This window comes from Halorientalis litorea (assembly GCF_023028225.1).
Lineage (GTDB): Archaea > Halobacteriota > Halobacteria > Halobacteriales > Haloarculaceae > Halorientalis > Halorientalis litorea.
Genome location: NZ_CP095482.1, coordinates 399,077 through 418,846, shown reverse-complemented (window position 1 = coordinate 418,846; position 19,770 = coordinate 399,077). Strand labels below are relative to the sequence as shown.

The following is a 19,770-nucleotide window of genomic DNA, read 5'->3' as shown; positions in this document are numbered from 1 at the left end:
GGCTCTGACGGCCGACCGGTTAATACCTTGGCAGTGCGAAACATTAGCATGGAAAGGGACACGACCGAACCGTGCGTCGAGGACTTGCCCGGCGAGCGAGCGCGGGCACAGGTGGCGTACCACCACGCGACGGCCGCGCCGAGTACGTACGTCTACGAGTTCGTCTGGGACTACACCGCACCCGCCGACGGCCCGTTCTGTACGGACATCGACGGGAACGTCCTGCTCGATTTCACGAGCCACGTCGGGGCGGCACCGCTCGGCTACAACAACCCCGACCTGCGGTCCCGGTTGGCGGCGTTCGACCTCGTGGACCCACTGAAAATCGCCGGGCAGGACTTCTACGCCGCGAGCGGTCCGCCCGGTGACGCCCCGATTCCCGGCGCGGCCGACCTGATGGACCGGCTGACCGAGGTGACCGACGGCATGGACACCGTGTTCCTCTCGAACAGCGGTGCCGAGGCCGTCGAGAACGCCATCAAAATCTGCTACGACCACACCAGCGGCGAGTACGCCGTCACCTTCCACGGTGCGTTCCACGGCCGGACGCTCGGCGCGCTCTCGCTCAACCGCTCGAAGTCGGTGTACCGCCGCGAGTTCCCCGAGATTTCGGGAGTCCACGACGTGCCCTTCTGTACGGACCGCTCGTGTGACGCCACGACCTGTGGCTGTGGCTTCTTCACCGACGACGGCTCACAACTGCGTCGGATGCTCGACCCGGAAACCGGGTTCGTCCCGCCCGAGGAGACGGCGTACGTCGTCGTCGAACCCGTCCAAGGAGAGGGCGGGTACCGGTTCCCGAGCGACGCCTTCGCGAGCGAACTGGCCGAGGTGGTCGAGACACACGACCTGTTGCTCGTCGCCGACGAGATACAGTCGGGCATGGGCCGCACCGGCGAGTTCTGGGCCTCGGACCACTACCCGTTCGACCCCGACGTGGTCGCGGCCGGGAAGGGCCTGCGCGTCGGCGCGACCATCGCCAGCGAGAACGTGTTCCCCGACGAGACCAGCCGACTCTCCTCGACGTGGGGCGGTGGCGACGTTCTCGCGTGCGCGCAGGGCGCGCTCACCATCGATGTCATCCGCGAACAGAACCTCCTCGACAACGCCCGCGAGCGAGGCGCGCAGTTCCACGAGACGATGGCCGACGAGACGCTGCCGGGCGTGGTCGACGTGCGCGGGCGGGGGTTGATGCTGGCCGTCGAGTTCGACACGGAGGCCCGCCGGGACGACACCATGGCGGCGGCACTGGAACGTGGGCTACTCACGCTCGGGTGTGGCCACAAGACGCTCCGCATCCTCCCGCCGCTCGACGCGACGGCCCGCGAAATCGAGCTGGGGTGTTCCCTCCTCGGGGAGGCGGTCAGGGCGGTCTGAGGTCCCCTGACACCGGTGGTCAGAACTGGTACCGTCGGTCGTCGTTCTGCTGTTGCTGTGGGAACTGGTTCCCGGTCATCTCCTCGAAGGTCATCCCCGAGAGGTACTCGTCGTAGGTCGTGTCGTACTGGGACCGCAGGTGGAAGTCGAGGTTCCCCGTCTCGACGGCCGTCTGAAACAGCATGTGGACGGCCCGACGGACGAGTTCGTCGGGCTCGTCCGGTTCCAAGGCGGCGGTGAGCATCGCCAACTCGTTGCGCGTCTCGCGGTCCAACTCGACGGCGAGCGTGTCGCCGAGGTCACCGTAGGTTTCCTCCACGTCGTCTCTGAGGTCGTCCAGCGTCATGCCCGACGGGAGGACTGCCCCGAGGAAACGCCTTTCGACTGTCCCACTGCACAAGATATTTACTCGCGACGACAGGCCGACCAGATATGACGCGCCGCCTGCTGGCCCTCGCTCTCCCCCTACTGCTGGCTCTCGTCGCAGTCTCGACTGCCGGGTGCATGACCTTCGGGACCGACTGTCCGAGCAGTTACTCCCTCGACTTCGAGAAGCGGACGGTCGCGGAAATCGGCGACGAACTGCTCGTGGACGACCGATTCGACCGCACCTTCGCCGAGCGAGTCGAGCGCGACGGGACGGTGAACGAGACGACCATCGGCGAACCGCGACTCCGGAACGGAACGTACGCCTCGGTGAACGGGTCGTACTACCTGTTTACCTACCGGACGACGGACGAGCGGCGACTGGACGGCTACGATTTCGACATCGAGTACGACAGCCAGACGACGCCGGGTGCCGGAGCCGACGTGGTGGCCTACGACGACCTGCCCGCGGCCGACCGGCGGGCCTTCGACCACCTCCACCCTGACCGGAACATCAGCGGTGTACGGTCGTTCTCCGGCGGCCGTGACTACGCCTACCCGAACGCCACCGCCGAGTCGTCGTCGCTGTTCCTCGACCGCGAGTCGGTCTGGGTGGGGTACGAGGGACGGGCCTACGAGATTACCGTCGAGGGCGAGGCGGCCGTCTTGGAGACGGACCGCCGGTACACCGCGACGGAAGTCGCGGCTACTGAGGACGCGTGGCAGGAGTACGTCGTGGACACTCACGTTCGGAACCTCACGCTCGAGACGGCGGGACAGCGCGAGGTGGTGGAGACGGCGATAACGGACGAGTACCGCAACTGCACGCAGACGCCGACCGGCGACTTCGGGGCCGTCGTGGACCGCCTCACGACCGACGAGACGGAGACGATTTACGGGGACGAGTACGTCCGGTACAACGGGACGTACTACAGGGTGGAACTGACCCACGCCGTCGCCTGAGGCCGACGGCGAACCGCCACGCGTAAGCGACCCGTTGCCCTACCTGCGGGCGATGACCGAGGAGGCGGCCGACCACCTCGCGGACGTACCCGTCGAGGCGGTTCGGGAGGCACTGGTCGAGTGGTACGAGGCCGACCACCGCGCGTTCCCGTGGCGCGAGACCGAGGACCCCTACGAGATTCTCGTCTCGGAAGTGATGAGCCAGCAGACCCAACTCGGCCGGGTCGTCGAGGCGTGGGCGGCGTTCCTCGACCGGTGGCCGACCGCCGCGGCCCTCGCCGACGCCGACCGGGCCGACGTGGTGGCGTTCTGGACCGACCACAGCCTCGGCTACAACAACCGCGCGAAGTACCTCCACGAGGCCGCTCGACAGGTCTGCGAGGAGTTCGACGGCGCGTTCCCGCGGGACCCGGACGGGCTCTCGGAGTTGATGGGCGTCGGCCCGTACACCGCGAACGCCGTCGCCTCGTTCGCGTTCGACAACGGCGACGCGGTGGTCGACACCAACGTCAAGCGTGTCCTCCACCGCGCCTTCGACGTGCCCGACGACGACGCGGCTTTCGAGCGGGTCGCGTCCGAACTCATGCCCGACGGCGAGTCCCGCGTCTGGAACAACGCCATCATGGAACTGGGCGGTGTGGCCTGTGAGAAGACGCCTGCCTGCGACGCCGCGGGGTGTCCGTGGCGCGAGTGGTGTCACGCCTACGAGACCGGCGACTTCACCGCGCCGGACGTGCCGACCCAACCCGACTTCGAGGGGAGCAGACGGCAGATGCGCGGGCGGGTCGTCAACGTCCTCGGGGAGTACGACGAACTCCCCATCGACGAGTTGGGGCCGCGGGTCCGCGTCGACTACGCGCCCGACGGCGAGTACGGCCGCGAGTGGCTTTGGGACCTCCTCGCGGACCTCGAAGCGGACGGGTTGGTCGAGACTGACGACGACGGCACGGCGCGTCTGCGGCGGTGACCTGTGGCCGAGACGACCGTACGCGGCCGTCACGCCTCGACACGTTCGATGCCGACCTCGTAGCGGTCCGCCTCGTCCGCCCGCTGGTGCAACTCGAAGGTGAACTCACGGGTGCTGTCGGCGTTAAGTGGTCGTGTCATCTCCTTCGACGCACGGTAGAGTCGCTCTCCGTCGGCCGTGAAGAACGAACACGAGAACTGGGGCACCGTCCCGGCGGGTGTAATCGCCTCCTCGCCCTCGTTCCGGAACTCGACGGTGACGTACAGTTCCGTTCCAGCGGCGGTCGCCCGGAACCCCGCCCGGTGGTCGGTCACGGCCACGTCGGTGTCGTTCGTGGCGACCTCTCCGGTCGCGGGCGGGCCGGAACAGCCAGCGAGGCCGACCAGCCCCAGTCCCGCGAGCGTCCGGAGGGCGTCGCGTCGGTTCATGCTCGATACAGCAGTGACGTGCGTCTCAACGTATCGTCCGGAGAGTCCGGACGCTCCGTACCCGACCCGTCTGGTCGGAGTCGGTCTCCCGCCGGGACGTGGCGTACCAGCTAAGACCCTGCCAGACGACACCCCGGTTATGACACCGCCACACGTCGTCGCGATATGTGGAAGCCACAGGGACGAGAGCCACACCCGGAAGGCACTGACACACGCCCTCGAAGCCGCCGACTCGGCGGGCGCGGAGACCGACCTCCTCGACCTACGGGAGTGGGACCTCCCGGTGTTCGACGCCGACGACGACGATGCCGGCGACGCCGCCGCGTTCACGCGCCGGGTCCGGGAGGCGGACGCCATCCTGCTCGGGACGCCGGTGTACCACGGGTCGTACTCGTCGGTGCTGAAGAACGCGCTCGACTACTGTGGGTTCGACGAGTTCGAGAACAAGACCGTCGGCTTGCTCGCCGTGGCCGGCGGTGGGTTCCCGATTACCGCACTCGACCACCTCCGCTCGGTCTGCCGGGCACTGAACGCGTGGGTCCTCCCGCATCAGGCGGCGGTTCCGAACGCCGCCGGCGCGTTCGACGGGAGTGCCGAGGACTGGTCGTTCACCGACGACGGGGCCGCGGCCCGCGTCGCAACACTCGGCGAGCGAGCGGTCGAGTACGCGAACATCGAACCGGACCCGGCGTGTTTCGAGAGTGCGGAGAACGTCGGCGCGGACGACTGACACGGAGAACGTCGGTTCGACACGGAGTCGTGCGGGTCGGTGGGGCGGACGACTGACACGGAGAACGTCGGTTCGACACGGAGTCGTGCGGGTCGGTGGGGCGGACGACTGACGATTAGGGTATCGGCCCGAACCCGCAACCGTCAAGCCCGGACCGTTCGTACCTCCGCGTGTGACTCAGTGGGTCGAGAACCCGACGGGTGGCCGCGACAGGGGTCCCGTCGCGCTCGCGCGGGCGTGGTTCGAAGTCCTCGTCCGGCCTCGGCGGTTCTTCCGGTCGGGTGTCGCACCGGGCGACCAGGCACCCGGCCTCGTGTTCGCCGCCGTCGTCGTCTTCGTCGAGGAACTCTCCCGGATGGTGTTGGTTGCCGAGGCGTACCCGGTGTTGACGAACCAACCGGTGGCCTCGCGGGCACTCGGGTTGGCACTCGCCGTCGTGTTGGTGATGCCCGCCGCACTCCACCTGACGACGGCACTCCAGACGGTCATCCTGATACCGTTCGTCGCCGACCGCGCGGGCGTCAGCGAGACGGTGCAGGTGTTCGCCTACGCCACCGCGCCGTGCGTGCTCGCGGGGCCACCGATTCCGGCACTCCGGGTGGCCTGTGCCGTCTACGGGAGCGTCCTGCTCGTCGTCGGAATGGACGAACTGCACGATATCGGGTTCCCGAAGGTCCTCCCCTTGGTCGCCGCGCCGGTGGCCATCATCTTCGGGTACGGGTTCCGTGGCTTTCTGGCCGTCGAGCAACTGCTAGTCGACCTCGGCTACGGCTGGGTCGTCCACGAACTAGGGGCCGTCCTCGCCGCCGCTCCCGGGACGTTTTAGCGGGCGGCGGGCGAACTGGTATTATGCTCAGCCTGCAACTGGACGACTTCATGCTCGAACTCAAAGACGGGTCGCTCAAGAACGTCGGGCCGGCCGACAAGTCCGCGACGACGAAACTGTACGACGTGGAGAGCGTCGAAGTGCGGGAGTTCGGGGACAAGCGCGTGAAACTCGCGTTTGCCGACGAGTCGGGCAACGAGGTGGAGATAGCACTCTTTCCGACGGACGCGAGTGAGGTGGCACGGGGCATCGAACTGCTCGAAGACGAGAGTCCGGTGTTCGAGTAAGTGAGCGAAACGTTTCGACAACAGTTTTAGGCCGGACCCTCTTCGTGCGGCTAATGGGAAGCTGTATCATCTGTGGCGCCGATGTCGAGGGCCACATCTGCGAGACGCACCAGCAAGACGTTGTTTTCGAGTTCCGTGGCACACATCCGAATCAACTGACGCCGGGACGGTTCTACCGTGGGACCGTCGACGGCTACGCGGAGTTCGGCGTCTTCGTCGACATCGGCGACAGCGTGACCGGTCTGTTGCACCGTAGCGAACTCGACCAACGGCTCGAGAGTCTGGACTGGGAGCCGGGCGATTCGGTGTTCGTCGAGGTCAAGAGCGTCCGTGACAACGGTAACATCGACCTCGGCTGGTCAATTCGCCAGTCCGCCCGCGAGTTCCGCGGCACGCTCATCGACGACCCGGACGAGGACCACGCGCTCCTCGCCGAGGAAGCCGACGACGAGGACGACGAGGACGACGGCCCCGTTCGACGACAGGCAGGTGACGCGGGGTCGGGAAACGGGAGTGAGGGTCGCCAGCGTGCGACCCGTGACGAGGAACCGGACGCGACCGAGACGGACGACACCGCCGAGGGCAGCGAAACCGACGCACCCGAGACGGGCGAAGCCGAGACTGCCGAACCGGCCGCCGAGGCACCCGAAGCCGACACGGCCGACGCAGACGACGCGGCCGAGGCTGACTCCGACGATTCTAGCGTCGGCGGCGGTGCAGTCGTCGAGGAGCGGGCACGGGAGTACGACCTGACGCCGGTCGAAACCCTCGACGACCACGTCGGCGAGGATGTTCGCATCGAGGCGGAAGTCGTCGACATCCGTCAGACAAGCGGCCCAACAGTGTTCGAGGTCCGCGACGAGACGGGTGGGGTCGACTGTGCTGCCTTCGAGGAGGCTGGTGTCCGAGCCTACCCCGGCGTGGAGACGGGCGACATCGTGCGACTCGACGGCGAAGTTCGCCGCCGCCGCGGCGAACTGCAGGTCGAAACCGAGGCGCTGGTGGTCCTCGAAGACGACGAGCGGACGACCGTCACCGACCGGATGGCCGACGCGCTGACCGAGCGCGCGCGCCCCGACGAACTGGACCTGCTGGCAGACGACGTGGCCGCCGACACTGTGACCGACAGCATCCGCGAGGCCGCGACTGCGATTCGGCGGGCCGTGTTGGAGGACCGCCCGGTCGTCGTGCGACACAACGCGACTGCCGACGGGTACGTGGCGGGCGTCGCCATCGAGCGCGCCACCCTGCCGCTAGTCCGTGACCAGCACGGCGGGGCAGACGCCGAGTATCACTACTTCGACCGACGGCCGCTGGAAGACGGCGTCTACGACATGGCCGACGCGACGAAGGACGTGACGGGGATGCTCGACAACCGCGAGCGCCACGACGAGAAACTCCCGCTGTTCGTGTTCGCTGCCGCGGGTGCCACCCGGGAATCCCTCGACGGGTTCGACCTGCTCTCCATCTACGGCGCGGAACGGGTCGTCGTCGACGCCGCCGAGGCCGACGCGGACGTCGCCGACACCGTGGAGACGCTCGTCTCGCCGTCCCTCGCGGAAGCCGACGAACCGACGACTGCGAGCGCGCTCGCGACGAACGTCGCCGTCCACGTCAACGAGGACGTACGCGAGGGAATCGCCCACCTCCCGGCCGTGAGCTTCTGGGAGGGGACGCCGGAGGGCTACCTCGACGCGGCCGCCGACGCCGGGTACGACGGCGACGACGTGCGCGAAATCCGCGAGGCAATCGCGCTGAAGGCGTTCTACCAGTCCTACGAGGACAAGCGCGAACTCATCGCGGACCTGCTGTTCCCGGAGACTGACGAGGAGCGTGGCCTCGCCTCCCACGTCAGCGAGCAGTTCCGCACGAAGATGGACGAGGAAGTCGAGACGGCCGAGGCCAACCTCGAACGTCGGGACGTCGGCGGCGTTCGGATGGCCCTGCTCGACACGGACGCTTACACGCACCGCTACGAGTTCCCGCCGACGACGCTGCTGGTGGACGAACTGCTCCGCCGCCACCGCGACGACGTGACGCTCGTCCTCGGGTTGGCGGAGGACGAACTCTACGTCCGCAGCACGACGGCACTCGACGTGCGCGCCGTCGCGGAGGCGGCCGCCGAGCGCGAACCCGAGGCGGGTATCGCGGCTAAGAGTGCCCGTGACGGAGCCATCGAGTTCCTCTCGGGGGAGCGCGCCGCCGTCCTCGACGCAGTCCTCGACGCCCTCGCAGAGCGGGTATAGTCGGTCCGACACCCTTATTCGCGGCACGCGACGATACTCGATAGCGACAGTCCAATGAGTACGGAGACGCCCGACCCGAAGGAGACGGAGGCGTTCGAGCGAGTCTGTGCGGAGTTGGTCGACCGCATCCTCGCCGGGGACATCGACCGGGAGGACGTGGAGAGTGCCAAACTGGAGGTTTGCTCGGAGTACTCCGCCCCGAAGGTGCCGAAGAACTCGGAAATCCTCGACTTCGCGCCACACGAGCAACGCGAGGAGCTAGAGGAAGTTCTCCGGCGCAAGCCCGTGCGGACCGCATCGGGCGTCTCCCCCATCGCAATCATGACCTCGCCCCACCGGTGCCCACACGGGAAGTGTCTCTACTGTCCCGGCGGCCCGGACTCGGAGTTCTCCAGCGCGCAGAGCTACACCGGGCACGAACCGGCCGCCGCGCGCGGGAAGCAGAACGACTACGACCCGTACGGACAGGTACGACTCCGGCTCGAACAGTTGCGGGAAATCGGCCACCCCGTCGACAAGGCCGAACTCATCCTGATGGGCGGGACGATGACCGCGCGGAGCCACGACTATCAGGAGTGGTTCGTCAAGCGCGCCATCGAGGCGATGAACGACTACGACGTGGACGGGCGGCCCGACCCGGCCGAGGACGTGAGTTTCGCACAGGACCCCGACGAGTACGAGTTCCGCTATCTGGAGGACGTGTTGACCGAGAACGAGACGACCGACGTGCGTAACGTCGCCACCACGTTCGAGACCAAGCCCGACTGGTGTGACCCCGAGCAGATAGACCGGATGCTCCGACTGGGCGGGACGAAGGTGGAGGTGGGCGTCCAGACGACCTACGAGCGAATCAACCGCGAGATGCACCGCGGCCACGGCGTACAGGCCTCCATCGACGCCAACCGCCGCCTCCGTGACTCCGGGTTCAAGGTCGGCTTCCACATGATGCCCGGCCAACCGGGGATGAGCAAGGAGATGTGTCTGGAAGACTTCCGCCGCCTGTTCGAGAGCACCGACTGGCGGCCGGACTACCTCAAGATATATCCGACCCTCATCGTGGAGGGGACGGCCACCTACGACATGTACCACCGCGGCGACTTCGAGCCGTTGGGCAACGAGGAGGCGGCGGAACTGGTCGCGGAAATCAAGTCGATGATTCCCGAGTACACGCGTCTCCAGCGCGTCCAGCGGGACATCCCGGCGGACCACATCGAGGGCGGCGTCTGGAAGTCGAACCTCCGGCAGTTGGCCCGCCAGCGGATGGACGACCACGGCTGGACGTGTGACTGTATCCGGTGTCGGGAAGTGGGGATGAACGACGCCGAACCGGAGACGGTCGACCTCGACGTGCTGGAGTACGAGGTAGCCGGTGGCCGGGAACACTTCATCAGTTTCGAGGACAGGGAACAGGACCTCCTCGTCGGGTTCTGTCGCCTCCGGTTCCCGAAGGACCCGGTACGGCAGGAACTCGACGACGCGGCCCTCGTCCGGGAACTGCACGTCTACGGCAGTCAGGTCGGCGTCGGTAGTGTCCCCGAGTCAGCCACCGACGCCCAGCACCAGCACCGTGGATACGGCCGCCGTCTGTTGGCCGAAGCCGAACGACTGGCGGCCGACGCCGGGTTCGGGAAACTCGCCGTCCTCTCGGGCATCGGCGTCCGGCAGTATTATCGAGAAAAACTCGACTATCGGCAGGACGGGCCGTACGTCTCAAAGCGACTCTGAGTACTGCTCCTGTGGCTGTAGCCGATAGGTGGTCTCTGCCGTTTGGTATCATGTGTGATAATAGCAGGGGACTGTTTATGTTCAAACACGTCTCAGGTAGTGTATGGTACTCCAGTTTACTGCGTATCTCGTCCTCCTTTCGGTGTCGGCAGCCCTGACGGCTGTCTTGGGGTACGTGCTCTGGAGGCGGTCGGACGGTCACCTCTTCTCTGCGGACGGGAGTCTCTCTGTCGTGCAGTTCGCCATCTTCCTGTGGGCGGTCGGACAGGCACTCGTGCTCGGTACGGTCGGTCTCGGATTGGATCTCGCTGGACTCTACCTCTCCGAACTCGGTATCGCGCTGACCGCTCCGGCGTGGGTGTTCTTCGCGCTGACCTACACCGGTAACGAGGACTGGCTTACCCGTCCGCGGCTGGCGGCCCTCCTCGGGGTGCCGGCCGTCGGGTTGACGCTCGCACTCACGAACAGCCCCCTCGGGTTCCACGAACTGTACTACGCGAACGTCGCGTACACCGCCGACGGGGCTACGGCCTCGCTCTCGTTCGTGTCTGGCCCGGCTCGGTGGTTCTACGCGGCACTCATGGTCGGTGCCCACGTCGTCGGGGCGACGTTCGTCGTCCGGAAGTTTCTGGCGTCCCGGAACGTCTACCGCAAGCGGACGTTTCTCGTCCTCTCGGTGGATGTCGTCGCCGTTCTCGCGACGTTGGTCGCCATCTCACCGTTCGACCCGGTACCGTACACGACGCTCGTCCCGTCCGTGTACGCGCTCTTCGCGCTCGTCTCGTTGCTCGCCCTCGTCAGTTACCGGACGCTGACGCTCATTCCACTCCGCCCCATCCTCGATGCGGTCGGGCCACGGTCCAAGTCGCTCGCCCCGGCCGCCCGGGACCGCATCATCGAGGAGATGGACAGCGGCGTTCTCGTCCTCGACCACGACAACAGACTGGTCGACGTGAACCCCATCGGCCGCAGGATGCTCGGTGCGGCCGACGACCGGATTATCGGGAAGGCATTGACGGACATCATCGACCCGAACGTGTACGCCTCCGGGGACGTGTCGGTTCTCGACCCGGCGGTCACGACGGGGCAGTTCTCCGGCGTCTGGGTGTCACTCGACGGTGAGGAACGCTGTTTCGACATCTCGGTCACACCGCTGACCGACGACGACGAGGTGACCGGTCGCGCGCTGCTCATCCACGACGTGACCGCCCGCGAGCGTCGGAAACAGCGACTCAAAGCGCGGACGACTGAACTCGAACGACAGAACGAGCGACTCGACGACTTCGCCGCTATCGTCTCACACGACCTGCGCAACCCGCTGAACGTCGCCAACTGTGCGGTCGACCTCGCTGAGGAACACGGTGACCCCGAGTACTACGACAAACTCCGCTGGTCCCACGACCGGATAGAGACGATAATCGACGACGTCCTGACCCTCGCACGGCAGGGACAGACGATAGAGGAGACCGAACCCGTCACGCTCGATGCCGCCGCCACCGACGCGTGGCGACACGTCGAGACGGACGAGGCATCGCTGAGCGTCGTCGCCGACACCACTGTCGAAGCCGACAAGGGTCGCCTCGTCCAGGTCTTCGAGAACCTGTTCCGCAACGCCGTCGAACACAGCAATGGAGACGTAACGGTGACCGTCGGGCCGCTCGAGGAGGGCCTCTACATCGCGGACGACGGTCCCGGCATCCCCGAGGACAAGTACGACGATGTCCTCGAACGCGGGTTCACGACCAGCGACACCGGCACCGGCCTCGGCCTCTCCATCGTCCGAACCGTCGTCGATGCCCACAGCTGGGACATCACGGTTACGTCGAGTACCGAAGGCGGTGCCCGCTTCGAGATAACCGGTGCCACCGCACCCGACACACCGACTCTCACACACGGGACCGCTTGAGTCCGCCGGTGGCACCGAGTGGCTTTAGCGGGTGGCCACCCAACGTTCGGTATGGCACAGCAGGTGGCGGCTGGCGTGTGGTTACTCGACCTCGGGTTCGTGCCACCGCTCGCCACCAACGCCTACCTCGTGGACGACACGGAACGTTTCTTCGACGAGTCTGGGGCTGGCACCGGCGTCACGCTGGTCGACACGGGCCTCAGGTGGAACCGCCGCTCGCTTCGTTCGGAACTCGCGGCGGCCGGGTACACACTCGCCGACGTGGACCGAGTCCTCCTCACCCACTACGACCTCGACCACACGTGGGGTCTCTCGGGAATCGCCGGCGAGATGTCCAGTCCCGTGTACATCGGGGCCGCAGACGGCCGTCTCGCGGCCGGTGACGACGACCCGCCGCTCCTCCACCACAAGGGCCTCTTTCACCGCGTCGCCCGACGGGTCGCCCCCCTCCCCGACGACGTGACCGTCGAGTACGTCGAGGACGGCGACCGAATCGGCAGGTTCACCGCCTATCACACGCCCGGACACAACCCCGGACACACGGTGTACGTCCACGACGGCGGCGTCGCACTGCTGGGTGACCTCGTCTGGGAAGAGGACGGCGAGTTCACGCCCCCAATCTGGTTCGACTCTTACGACGTGGGGGAGATACGCGAGAGCATTCGCGACTTCGCCACCCGGAGCCCCACCTTCGAGGTGGCCTGCGTGGGCCACGGCGACCCCATCACCCCCGACGGCGACGACGCACTCGAACGCCTCGCGGCACGACTCTGACTCTCCCGCCGACCCGGCGTCCCGACGAGAGGGACACTTTTGGGAGTGGCTCCCCTCGTCTAGACGATGACAGAGGACGTGGCAATCGTCGGTGCTGGCGCGGCGGGGTCCGGTGCGGCGTACGCGCTCCGGGACGCGCCCGTCGACGTGACTGTCTTCGAGAAGAGCAGAGGCGTCTGTGGGCGGGCCGCCACGCGACGGCGCGAGGGGTGTCGGTACGACCACGGCGCGAACTACGTCAAGACCGACGACGAGCGCGTCACCACCCTCCTCACCGACGAACTCGATGCGGACGGACTGGTCGACATCGAGGAACCAGTCTGGACGTTCGACGCCGAGGGCACGATTGCGGAGGGGCGTGACGCCGACGAGCGCAAGTTGACATACGCCGACGGCATCACCGGCTTGGCCAAGCGACTGTTCGACGAGACGGACGCCACCGTCCACCGCGAGACGCGGGTGACGGAACCGGTCCGGGAAGACGGCAGGTGGCGACTCTACGACGCCGACGCCACCGACCTCGGTGCCTTCGACACGCTCCTGTTGACGCCGCCGGCCCCCCAGACGGCCGACCTGCTCGGGAACGCGAACTGGGAGCACAGCGTCCGCCGTGACATCCGGGAAGCGGTCGCCGTCGTCCCGTACCGCACCATCGTCACCGCCGTCCTGCACTACCCGTTCGAGGTGGACTGGCCCTACTACGCGCTGGTCAACACGGACAAAGAACACGACGTGGGGTGGGTCTCCCGCGAGGAGTGCAAGGACGGACACGTCCCCGACGGTGAGAGTTTGCTGGTCGTCCAGATGGGGGGCGATTGGTCCGTCGCCCACTACGACGACCCCGACGCCGAGACGACGGCGGCGGCCGCCGACGCGGTTGCGACGCTCGTGGACGACGACAGACTCGCCGACCCGGACTGGACCGACACCCAGCACTGGCGGTACGCCCTGCCCGAAGGCGGCGTGGACGACGCCATCGAGGCGGCAACAGACCACGGCCTCTACTTCGCCGGCGACTGGGTGGCCGGCGAATCCCGCGTCCACGCCGCCCTGCGGAGCGGGCTAGAGACGGGCGAGGCCATCGCCGACGAGGTCTGAGAGGCACCGAGACGACACCCATTTGAGGCCGCCGCGGCAGGTACGGGCATGGACCGAAAGCAGGAGTTGACCAGCGTGGACATCGCCGCGCTGGTTGGAGAGTTGGGGGCCTACGAGGGCGCGAAGGTCGACAAGGCCTACCTCTACGAGGACGACCTCCTGCGCTTCCGGATGCGCGATTTCGACCGCGGGCGCGTCGAGTTGCTCGTCGACCTCGGCGAGACGAAACACGTCCGCGTCGCCGACCCGGAGAACGTCCCCGACGCCCCGGGCCGTCCGCCGAACTTCGCCATGATGCTCCGCAACCGCCTGTCGGGGGCGGACCTCGTGGGCGTCGAACAGTACGAGTTCGACCGCATCGTCGAGTTCCACTTCGAGCGCGGCGACGGTGATACGACCGTCGTCGTGGAACTGTTCGGGGACGGCAACGTCGCCGTTCTCGACGCGACGGGCGAGGTAATCGACTGCCTCGAAACCGTCCGCCTCAAATCCCGGACCGTCGCGCCGGGGGCACAGTACGAGTTCCCGGACGCCCGGTTCAACCCACTGACTGCCGACCGGGAGGCGTTCCGGGCACGGATGGCCGACTCCGACACCGACGTGGTGCGGACGCTCGCCACGCAGTTGGACTTCGGCGGCTTCTGGGGCGAGGAACTCTGTACCCGCGCCGGCGTCGAGAAGACGCTCGACATCGCCGACGCGGACGAGGCGGTGTACGACGAGCTCTTTCGCGTCGTCTCGGACCTCCGTGACCGTCTGTCGGGTGCGGACCTCGACGCCCGCGTGTACTACGAGGGCGACGACGGAGACGAGGCCGACGGCGACGAAGGCGACACGGACCGCGGCTTGCGCGTGGACGCCACGCCCGTCCCGATGGAGGAGTACGCTAGTCTGCCGAGCGACTCTTTCGAGACGTTCACCGCCGCGCTGGACGACTACTTCACACACTACGAGGCTGACCCGACGCCCGGCGTGGAGGCGGGCGGTGGTCGCCAGCGTCCCGACTTCGAGGGCGAAATCGAGACGAAAGAGCGCATCATCGCACAGCAGGAGGGTGCCATCGAGGATTTCGAGGCCGACGCCGAACGGGAGCGCGAACGTGCAGAACTCCTCTACGCGAACTACGACCTCGTCGACGAAATCCTCGCGACCGTCCAGTCGGCCCGCGCCGAGGATGTCCCGTGGGACGACATCGCCGACCGCTTCGCGGAGGGCCGCGAGCGCGGCATCCCGGCCGCCGAAGCCGTCCGCGACGTCGACGGCTCCGAGGGGACGGTAACGGTCGCCATCGACGACCACGAGATTACGCTCGAGGCCGACACGGGCGTCGAGAAGAACGCAGACCGTCTTTACACCGAGGCCAAGCGTATCGAAGAGAAAGCAGAGGGGGCACGCGAGGCCATCGAGCGGACCCGCGAGGAGAAAGCCGAAATCGAGCGGCGACGCGAGGAGTGGGAGGCCGAGGACGGGGACCAGACCGGTGACACGGACGACACGGTGGACGAGGCGGCCGATATCGACTGGCTGTCCAAACAGTCGATTCCGGTCCGGCAATCCGAACAGTGGTACGAGCGGTTCCGCTGGTTCCACACGAGCGACGGCTTCCTCGTCATCGGTGGCCGCAACGCCGACCAGAACGAGGAACTCGTCAAGAAGTACCTCGAAGGCGGTGACAAGTTCTTCCACGCACAGGCCCACGGTGGCCCGGTGACGGTGCTGAAGGCGACGGGGCCGAGCGAGTCGTCGAAGGACGTGGATTTCCCGGACGCGACGCTCCAGCAGGCCGCCGCGTTCGCGCTCTCGTACTCGTCGGTCTGGAAGGACGGCAGACACGCGGGCGACGTGTACATGGTCGACCCCGATCAAGTGTCGAAGACGCCCGAGAGCGGCGAGTATCTCGAAAAGGGCGGCTTCGCCGTCCGCGGCGACCGGACGTACTTCGGGGACGTGCCAGCGCGCGTCGCCGTCGGCGTGCGGTGTGAACCGGACACCCGCGTGTTGGGTGGGCCGCCCGCGGCCATCGAACCCGACACCGAGACGACCATTCGGCTCGAACCCGGCCGGTACGCCCAGAACGACATGGCGACGATGCTCTACCGCGAACTCAAAGACCGGTTCGCCGACGAGTCGTTCGTCCGCAAGGTGGCGAGCGCGGACCGGATTCAGGAGTTCCTACCGCCCGGCGGGTCGCGAATCGTCGAGGACTGACTGGCCAAGAGTTAACGACCTCCGACGAGGAGATGCGACCATGCCCTCCAGACGCGCGGTTCTCACAGGTGTGACAGCAGCGGTCGTCGGAACCAGCGGGTGCCTGTTCGGCGAGGGACAGGCGCGCGGTGCGACCGACGTAATCGTCCACAACGAGTCGTCGAGCGAGCGGTCGGTCTCGGTGACCGTCACCCACGGCGAGGAGACGCGCATCGACCGGACGCTCGAACTCCCCGTGGCCGCCGCCACGACCATCAACAACGAGGTGTTGATGGACGCCGACTACACGGTCAACATCGACGTGGCCGACGGTCCCACCGAAACACACGAGTGGACGGACGCGGAGAAACCAATGCACGTCATCGTCGACGACAGCGAGAACGTCGTCTTCGCGGTGCAGGTCGGCTGACTCAGTGTTTGTGCGTGAACAGAAGCGGGTTCCCGTCGTGGGTGGTCGTACAGATGTCCATCGCGAAGTCCAGTTCGAGCGAGTTGAACTCGTCCTTGCAGACGATGAGGTTGTCGAACCGCTCCTCGCAGGCGGGACAGGCGATGCCGACAGTGTTCTGGTGGATGCTGACGGCGTCGCTCTCCTGCCGTGGCGTCAGGGACGAGATGAGTTCGTCGTACCCTTCCATACCGTAGAGCGGTCCCGCTGTCGTGATAAAACTGTCCCGCGGCGTGGGGGCGGTGTTCAGATAAGCTTGAAAGGTGAGGCGGATGCGGTTTTTAGTGCTCTATGCCAAAAACCGACCGCCTCAACGGCTGTTTAGACCAGATCGAGTTAGAGTTTGTGGAGCGCGAAGCGACACCGCAACTGCTGATGAAACTCAGTATTCAGTTGCATCTTGCTGGACTCTCGCTTTCGAATACTGTTTCGTTTCTTGATGTATTCGGTGTCCAACGCGCACGATCCACTGTTCACAACTGGGTTCACAAGGCCGATCTACAGCCCCAGGATGGACGCCAGCCAGATCACGTTGCGGTCGACGAAACTGTGATCCAGCTTGACGACGAGCGCTACTGGCTGTACGCCGCCGTCGATCCTGACACGAACGAATTACTCCATACAAAGCTTGAGCCAGTGAGAACAAACGCTTTCGCTCACGCGTTCTTTGCCGAACTCCGCGAGAAACACGCCGTCGACGACGCCGTGTTTCTCGTCGATGGTGCCGCCCCGCTGAAAGACGCCTGTCAACGACACGGCCTCGATTTCAGATATGAACGTCATGGAAATCGGAACAGTGTCGAACGTGTCTTTCGTGAGGTAAAACGACGTACTTCTTCGTTCTCAAACTGTTTCAGCAACGCCGAGCGAGACACAGCTGACGACTGGCTCCAATCGTTTGCCTTCGCATGGAATCAGCTAATCTGAACACTACCGGCGTGGGACGGCGAATTAAAGTGCAGTTGGACTAACGACAGTAGTATGGAACAACGGACACGGGGGAGAGCGTGACGCGACTGGTCCTTGTCGCGGGAACGACCGGCACAGCGAGCATCGACGGCATCAGTGCCGCGGGTGCGGACTCGGACCTGATGGTCCACACGCCCTGCGCGGACGCCGAAATCGTCGAGTACGGACACCCGGTTCGGTCGCCGGTGGTCCCGGTGAGTCCCAGCGGGTGTCCGACGCCCGCCGTCGTGACCCGCGCGGTCCGGGACCTGCTCGGGTTCGACGTGACCGTCGTGGACGGCGGCCTCGCGGAACCGACCGGCGCGCCGACGGTGACCGTCGGTGCGCGGCCGGGCGAGGACATCCGCGAGCAAGACCCCGTGCCGACGGCCCCCGGTGTCGTCGCGGCCGCACGGGAGTTCGGGCGTGCGATACCCGACGACGAGGTGTTCCTCGCGGAGTCAATCCCCGGCGGGACGACGACGGCACTGGGCGTGCTCCGCGCGCTCGGCGAGGACGCGACTGTCTCCTCGTCGCTCCCGGAGAACCCGCTCGCGCTCAAAGAGGAGGTGGTCGGCGAAGCATTGCGGACGAGTTCGCTCGACACGGGCGAGGCCGCCGGGTCGCCGACCGTCGCGCTCCGGCGGGCGGGCGACCCCGTGCTGGCCACCGTGACGGGCCTCCTCGTCGGCCTCACCGAATCGGACACGGCCGTCACGCTCGCCGGAGGGACGCAGATGCTCACCGCCGCGGCACTGGCGCGCCACGCCGGCGTCGAGACGCCCCTCCCGCTGGCCACGACGGCCTTCGTCGCCGAGGACGACAGTACCGACCTGCGGCGTGCGGCCGACGCGCTGGACGTGTCGCTGACCGTCACCGACCCCGGGTTCGACACCGCGGACCACCCGGCGATGGCCGCCTACGCCGCCGGCGAGGCGAAGGAAGGCGTCGGGATGGGTGGCGCGCTCGCGCTGGCGGACCGGGCGGAAATCCCGATGGCTCGCGTCCGCGAGCGCGTCCGTACGGTGTACGACGCCCTCGTCCCCGACCCGCCGGAGGCCGGGCCGTGAACGGCGTCGTCCTCGCGGGGACGAAATCCGGCGTCGGGAAGACGGTGGCGACGCTCGCCACGATTCGGGCGTTGCAGGACGCGGGGCACGAGGTCCAACCGGCGAAGGCCGGACCGGACTTCATCGACCCGAGTCACCACGCCGTCGTCGCTGACCGCCCGTCCCGGACGCTCGACTGCTGGCTCGAAGGCACGGACGGCCTGCGCCGGAACTACCACCGCGGGAGCGGCGACGTGTGCCTGGTCGAGGGTGTCATGGGGCTGTACGACGGAGACTGTTCCAGCACGGCGATGGTCGCCGACGCACTCGAGTTGCCGGTCGTTCTCGTCGTCGACGCCAAAGCCGGGATGGAGAGCGTCGCGGCCACGGCCCTCGGCTTCCGCGAGTACGCGACCACCGCCGGGCGGGACATCGACGTGGTCGGCGTCCTCGCACAGCGTGCCCACGGTGGCCGCCACGCCGAGGGTATCCGCGACGCACTCCCCGACGGCATGGCGTACTTCGGCCGCATCCCGCCGACGCCGGACCTCGACATCCCGGACCGCCACCTCGGTCTCCACATGGGGACGGAGGCACCGCTCTCCGAGGACGGACTCTCGGCCGCCGCCGAACACGTCGACGCCGAGGGGCTGGCCGCGCTGGCCCGCGAGCCACCGACGGGTGGCGACCCGCGCACGGAACGGGGGGAACACGACCACGGGCCACGCGTCGCCGTCGCCGAGGACGCCGCCTTTTGTTTCCGGTACCCTGCGACGATGGAGCGACTGCGCTCGCGGGCCGACGTCGTCACGTTCGCGCCGACGGCCGGTGACGACCTCCCCGACTGTGACGGCGTCTACCTCCCTGGCGGCTACCCGGAACTCCACGTCGAAGCACTCGCAGGAAGTCCCGCGCTCGACACGCTCGGCACCCGTGCGAGCGAGGGCCTCCCGGTTCTGGGCGAGTGCGGGGGACTGATGGCCCTCGCCGAGTCGCTCACGACGGCCGACGGCGAGACGGGGGCCATGGCCGGTGTCCTCCCCGCAGAGGTCCGCATGCACGACCGGTATCAGGCACTCGACCACGTCGAACTGCGCGCGACAAGCGACACCCTCACCGCCACGGCGGGCGACACTCAACGGGGTCACGAGTTCCACTACAGCAGTGCCGACATCGGCCGGGACGCCCGCTTTGCCTTCGAGATGGAGCGCGGCGACGGCATCGACGGCGACCACGACGGCCTCACCGAGTACCGGACGCTCGGTACCTACGCCCACGTCCACGCAGAGAGCGGCGCGTTCGATAGGTTCGTCGACGCACTCGACGGCGACGAATATTCAGGCTGACGACAATTCACTCTCTCTCTCCCGCTAAATTCCCCGCTAAGCCGACCACAGATTATTTGTAGTCCTGTAAAAAAATAA

The 19,770-nt window shown here is 67.0% G+C and carries 19 protein-coding genes; 16 read left to right on the top strand and 3 right to left on the bottom strand.

Going from position 1 to position 19,770, the window contains the following annotated elements; genetic code table 11:
• Nucleotides 1-48: 48 nt before the first annotated feature.
• A complete protein-coding gene (locus MUG95_RS02325; RefSeq protein ID WP_247009465.1) occupies nt 49-1,377 on the top strand; it encodes a class-III pyridoxal-phosphate-dependent aminotransferase in 1,329 nt (442 codons plus the stop codon).
• Between the two features lie 19 nt (nt 1,378-1,396).
• On the opposite strand, the gene MUG95_RS02320 is transcribed toward MUG95_RS02325, so the two are convergent.
• Nucleotides 1,397-1,723, bottom strand: a complete 327-nt coding sequence (locus MUG95_RS02320) for a ribbon-helix-helix protein (RefSeq protein ID WP_247009464.1) — start codon at nt 1,721-1,723, stop codon at nt 1,397-1,399.
• Nucleotides 1,724-1,809: 86 nt separating this feature from the next.
• On the opposite strand from MUG95_RS02320, the gene MUG95_RS02315 reads away from it, so the two are divergent.
• Nucleotides 1,810-2,706 (top strand): hypothetical protein, encoded by an 897-nt coding sequence (locus MUG95_RS02315; RefSeq protein ID WP_247009463.1) that lies wholly within the window; start codon nt 1,810-1,812, stop codon nt 2,704-2,706.
• Between the two features lie 52 nt (nt 2,707-2,758).
• The gene (locus tag MUG95_RS02310; RefSeq protein WP_247009462.1) at nt 2,759-3,673 is read left to right on the top strand and encodes an HhH-GPD family protein; all 915 of its coding nucleotides are present in this window, start codon (nt 2,759-2,761) and stop codon (nt 3,671-3,673) included.
• Between the two features lie 29 nt (nt 3,674-3,702).
• Here MUG95_RS02310 and MUG95_RS02305 read toward each other — a convergent pair whose 3' ends face one another.
• Nucleotides 3,703-4,101 (bottom strand): hypothetical protein, encoded by a 399-nt coding sequence (locus tag MUG95_RS02305; protein WP_247009461.1) that lies wholly within the window; start codon nt 4,099-4,101, stop codon nt 3,703-3,705.
• Between the two features lie 139 nt (nt 4,102-4,240).
• Here MUG95_RS02305 and MUG95_RS02300 point away from each other — a divergent pair, with 139 nt between their 5' ends.
• The 10 genes from MUG95_RS02300 (at nt 4,241) to MUG95_RS02255 (ending at nt 16,310) form a co-directional block, all read left to right on the top strand.
• Entirely contained in the window at nt 4,241-4,831 is a 591-nt protein-coding gene (locus MUG95_RS02300; RefSeq protein ID WP_247009460.1) for an NADPH-dependent FMN reductase, read from the top strand.
• Between the two features lie 172 nt (nt 4,832-5,003).
• Entirely contained in the window at nt 5,004-5,657 is a 654-nt protein-coding gene (locus MUG95_RS02295; protein ID WP_247009459.1) for a YIP1 family protein, read from the top strand.
• Nucleotides 5,658-5,680: 23 nt separating this feature from the next.
• On the top strand, nt 5,681-5,944 hold the full coding sequence (locus MUG95_RS02290; RefSeq protein WP_247009458.1) for a hypothetical protein: 264 nt from the start codon (nt 5,681-5,683) through the stop codon (nt 5,942-5,944).
• Between the two features lie 53 nt (nt 5,945-5,997).
• Nucleotides 5,998-8,190 (top strand): DHH family phosphoesterase, encoded by a 2,193-nt coding sequence (locus tag MUG95_RS02285; RefSeq protein ID WP_247009457.1) that lies wholly within the window; start codon nt 5,998-6,000, stop codon nt 8,188-8,190.
• Between the two features lie 54 nt (nt 8,191-8,244).
• Nucleotides 8,245-9,915, top strand: a complete 1,671-nt coding sequence (locus MUG95_RS02280; protein WP_247009456.1) for a tRNA uridine(34) 5-carboxymethylaminomethyl modification radical SAM/GNAT enzyme Elp3 — start codon at nt 8,245-8,247, stop codon at nt 9,913-9,915.
• Between the two features lie 103 nt (nt 9,916-10,018).
• Nucleotides 10,019-11,821 carry a histidine kinase N-terminal 7TM domain-containing protein gene (locus MUG95_RS02275; protein ID WP_247009455.1) on the top strand — a complete coding sequence of 601 codons (1,803 nt, stop codon included), beginning with the start codon at nt 10,019-10,021 and terminating at the stop codon, nt 11,819-11,821.
• Between the two features lie 51 nt (nt 11,822-11,872).
• Nucleotides 11,873-12,595, top strand: coding sequence for an MBL fold metallo-hydrolase (locus MUG95_RS02270; RefSeq protein ID WP_247009454.1), 723 nt, complete (start codon nt 11,873-11,875; stop codon nt 12,593-12,595).
• Between the two features lie 66 nt (nt 12,596-12,661).
• A complete protein-coding gene (locus MUG95_RS02265) occupies nt 12,662-13,693 on the top strand; it encodes an NAD(P)/FAD-dependent oxidoreductase (RefSeq protein WP_247009453.1) in 1,032 nt (343 codons plus the stop codon).
• A gap of 48 nt (nt 13,694-13,741) precedes the next feature.
• A complete protein-coding gene (gene rqcH / locus MUG95_RS02260) occupies nt 13,742-15,901 on the top strand; it encodes a ribosome rescue protein RqcH (RefSeq protein WP_247009452.1) in 2,160 nt (719 codons plus the stop codon).
• A 40-nt stretch (nt 15,902-15,941) separates the two neighbouring features.
• Nucleotides 15,942-16,310 carry an Ig-like domain-containing protein gene (locus MUG95_RS02255; RefSeq protein WP_247009451.1) on the top strand — a complete coding sequence of 123 codons (369 nt, stop codon included), beginning with the start codon at nt 15,942-15,944 and terminating at the stop codon, nt 16,308-16,310.
• A gap of 1 nt (nt 16,311) precedes the next feature.
• Here MUG95_RS02255 and MUG95_RS02250 read toward each other — a convergent pair whose 3' ends face one another.
• A complete protein-coding gene (locus tag MUG95_RS02250; RefSeq protein WP_247009450.1) occupies nt 16,312-16,539 on the bottom strand; it encodes a DUF7385 family protein in 228 nt (75 codons plus the stop codon).
• A 101-nt stretch (nt 16,540-16,640) separates the two neighbouring features.
• Between MUG95_RS02250 and MUG95_RS02245 the strand changes: the two genes are divergently transcribed.
• The 3 genes from MUG95_RS02245 (at nt 16,641) to MUG95_RS02235 (ending at nt 19,692) form a co-directional block, all read left to right on the top strand.
• On the top strand, nt 16,641-17,276 hold the full coding sequence (locus MUG95_RS02245; protein WP_247009449.1) for an IS6 family transposase: 636 nt from the start codon (nt 16,641-16,643) through the stop codon (nt 17,274-17,276).
• Between the two features lie 80 nt (nt 17,277-17,356).
• Entirely contained in the window at nt 17,357-18,367 is a 1,011-nt protein-coding gene (locus tag MUG95_RS02240) for a nicotinate-nucleotide--dimethylbenzimidazole phosphoribosyltransferase (RefSeq protein WP_247009448.1), read from the top strand.
• A complete protein-coding gene (locus tag MUG95_RS02235) occupies nt 18,364-19,692 on the top strand; it encodes a cobyrinic acid a,c-diamide synthase (RefSeq protein WP_247009447.1) in 1,329 nt (442 codons plus the stop codon). Before MUG95_RS02240 ends, MUG95_RS02235 begins: the two co-directional genes overlap by 4 nt.
• Nucleotides 19,693-19,770: the final 78 nt, after the last annotated feature.

Coding starts and splice junctions, on each gene's coding strand:
- MUG95_RS02290 (WP_247009458.1), top strand. CDS start 5,681: ATGCTCAGCCTGCAACTGGACGACTTCATGCTCGAACTCAAAGACGGG.
- MUG95_RS02285 (WP_247009457.1), top strand. CDS start 5,998: ATGGGAAGCTGTATCATCTGTGGCGCCGATGTCGAGGGCCACATCTGC.
- MUG95_RS02275 (WP_247009455.1), top strand. CDS start 10,019: ATGGTACTCCAGTTTACTGCGTATCTCGTCCTCCTTTCGGTGTCGGCA.
- MUG95_RS02310 (WP_247009462.1), top strand. CDS start 2,759: ATGACCGAGGAGGCGGCCGACCACCTCGCGGACGTACCCGTCGAGGCG.
- rqcH (WP_247009452.1), top strand. CDS start 13,742: ATGGACCGAAAGCAGGAGTTGACCAGCGTGGACATCGCCGCGCTGGTT.
- MUG95_RS02325 (WP_247009465.1), top strand. CDS start 49: ATGGAAAGGGACACGACCGAACCGTGCGTCGAGGACTTGCCCGGCGAG.
- MUG95_RS02250 (WP_247009450.1), bottom strand. CDS start 16,539: ATGGAAGGGTACGACGAACTCATCTCGTCCCTGACGCCACGGCAGGAG.
- MUG95_RS02320 (WP_247009464.1), bottom strand. CDS start 1,723: ATGACGCTGGACGACCTCAGAGACGACGTGGAGGAAACCTACGGTGAC.
- MUG95_RS02315 (WP_247009463.1), top strand. CDS start 1,810: ATGACGCGCCGCCTGCTGGCCCTCGCTCTCCCCCTACTGCTGGCTCTC.
- MUG95_RS02245 (WP_247009449.1), top strand. CDS start 16,641: ATGCCAAAAACCGACCGCCTCAACGGCTGTTTAGACCAGATCGAGTTA.
- MUG95_RS02305 (WP_247009461.1), bottom strand. CDS start 4,101: ATGAACCGACGCGACGCCCTCCGGACGCTCGCGGGACTGGGGCTGGTC.
- MUG95_RS02300 (WP_247009460.1), top strand. CDS start 4,241: ATGACACCGCCACACGTCGTCGCGATATGTGGAAGCCACAGGGACGAG.
- MUG95_RS02255 (WP_247009451.1), top strand. CDS start 15,942: ATGCCCTCCAGACGCGCGGTTCTCACAGGTGTGACAGCAGCGGTCGTC.
- MUG95_RS02280 (WP_247009456.1), top strand. CDS start 8,245: ATGAGTACGGAGACGCCCGACCCGAAGGAGACGGAGGCGTTCGAGCGA.
- MUG95_RS02265 (WP_247009453.1), top strand. CDS start 12,662: ATGACAGAGGACGTGGCAATCGTCGGTGCTGGCGCGGCGGGGTCCGGT.
- MUG95_RS02270 (WP_247009454.1), top strand. CDS start 11,873: ATGGCACAGCAGGTGGCGGCTGGCGTGTGGTTACTCGACCTCGGGTTC.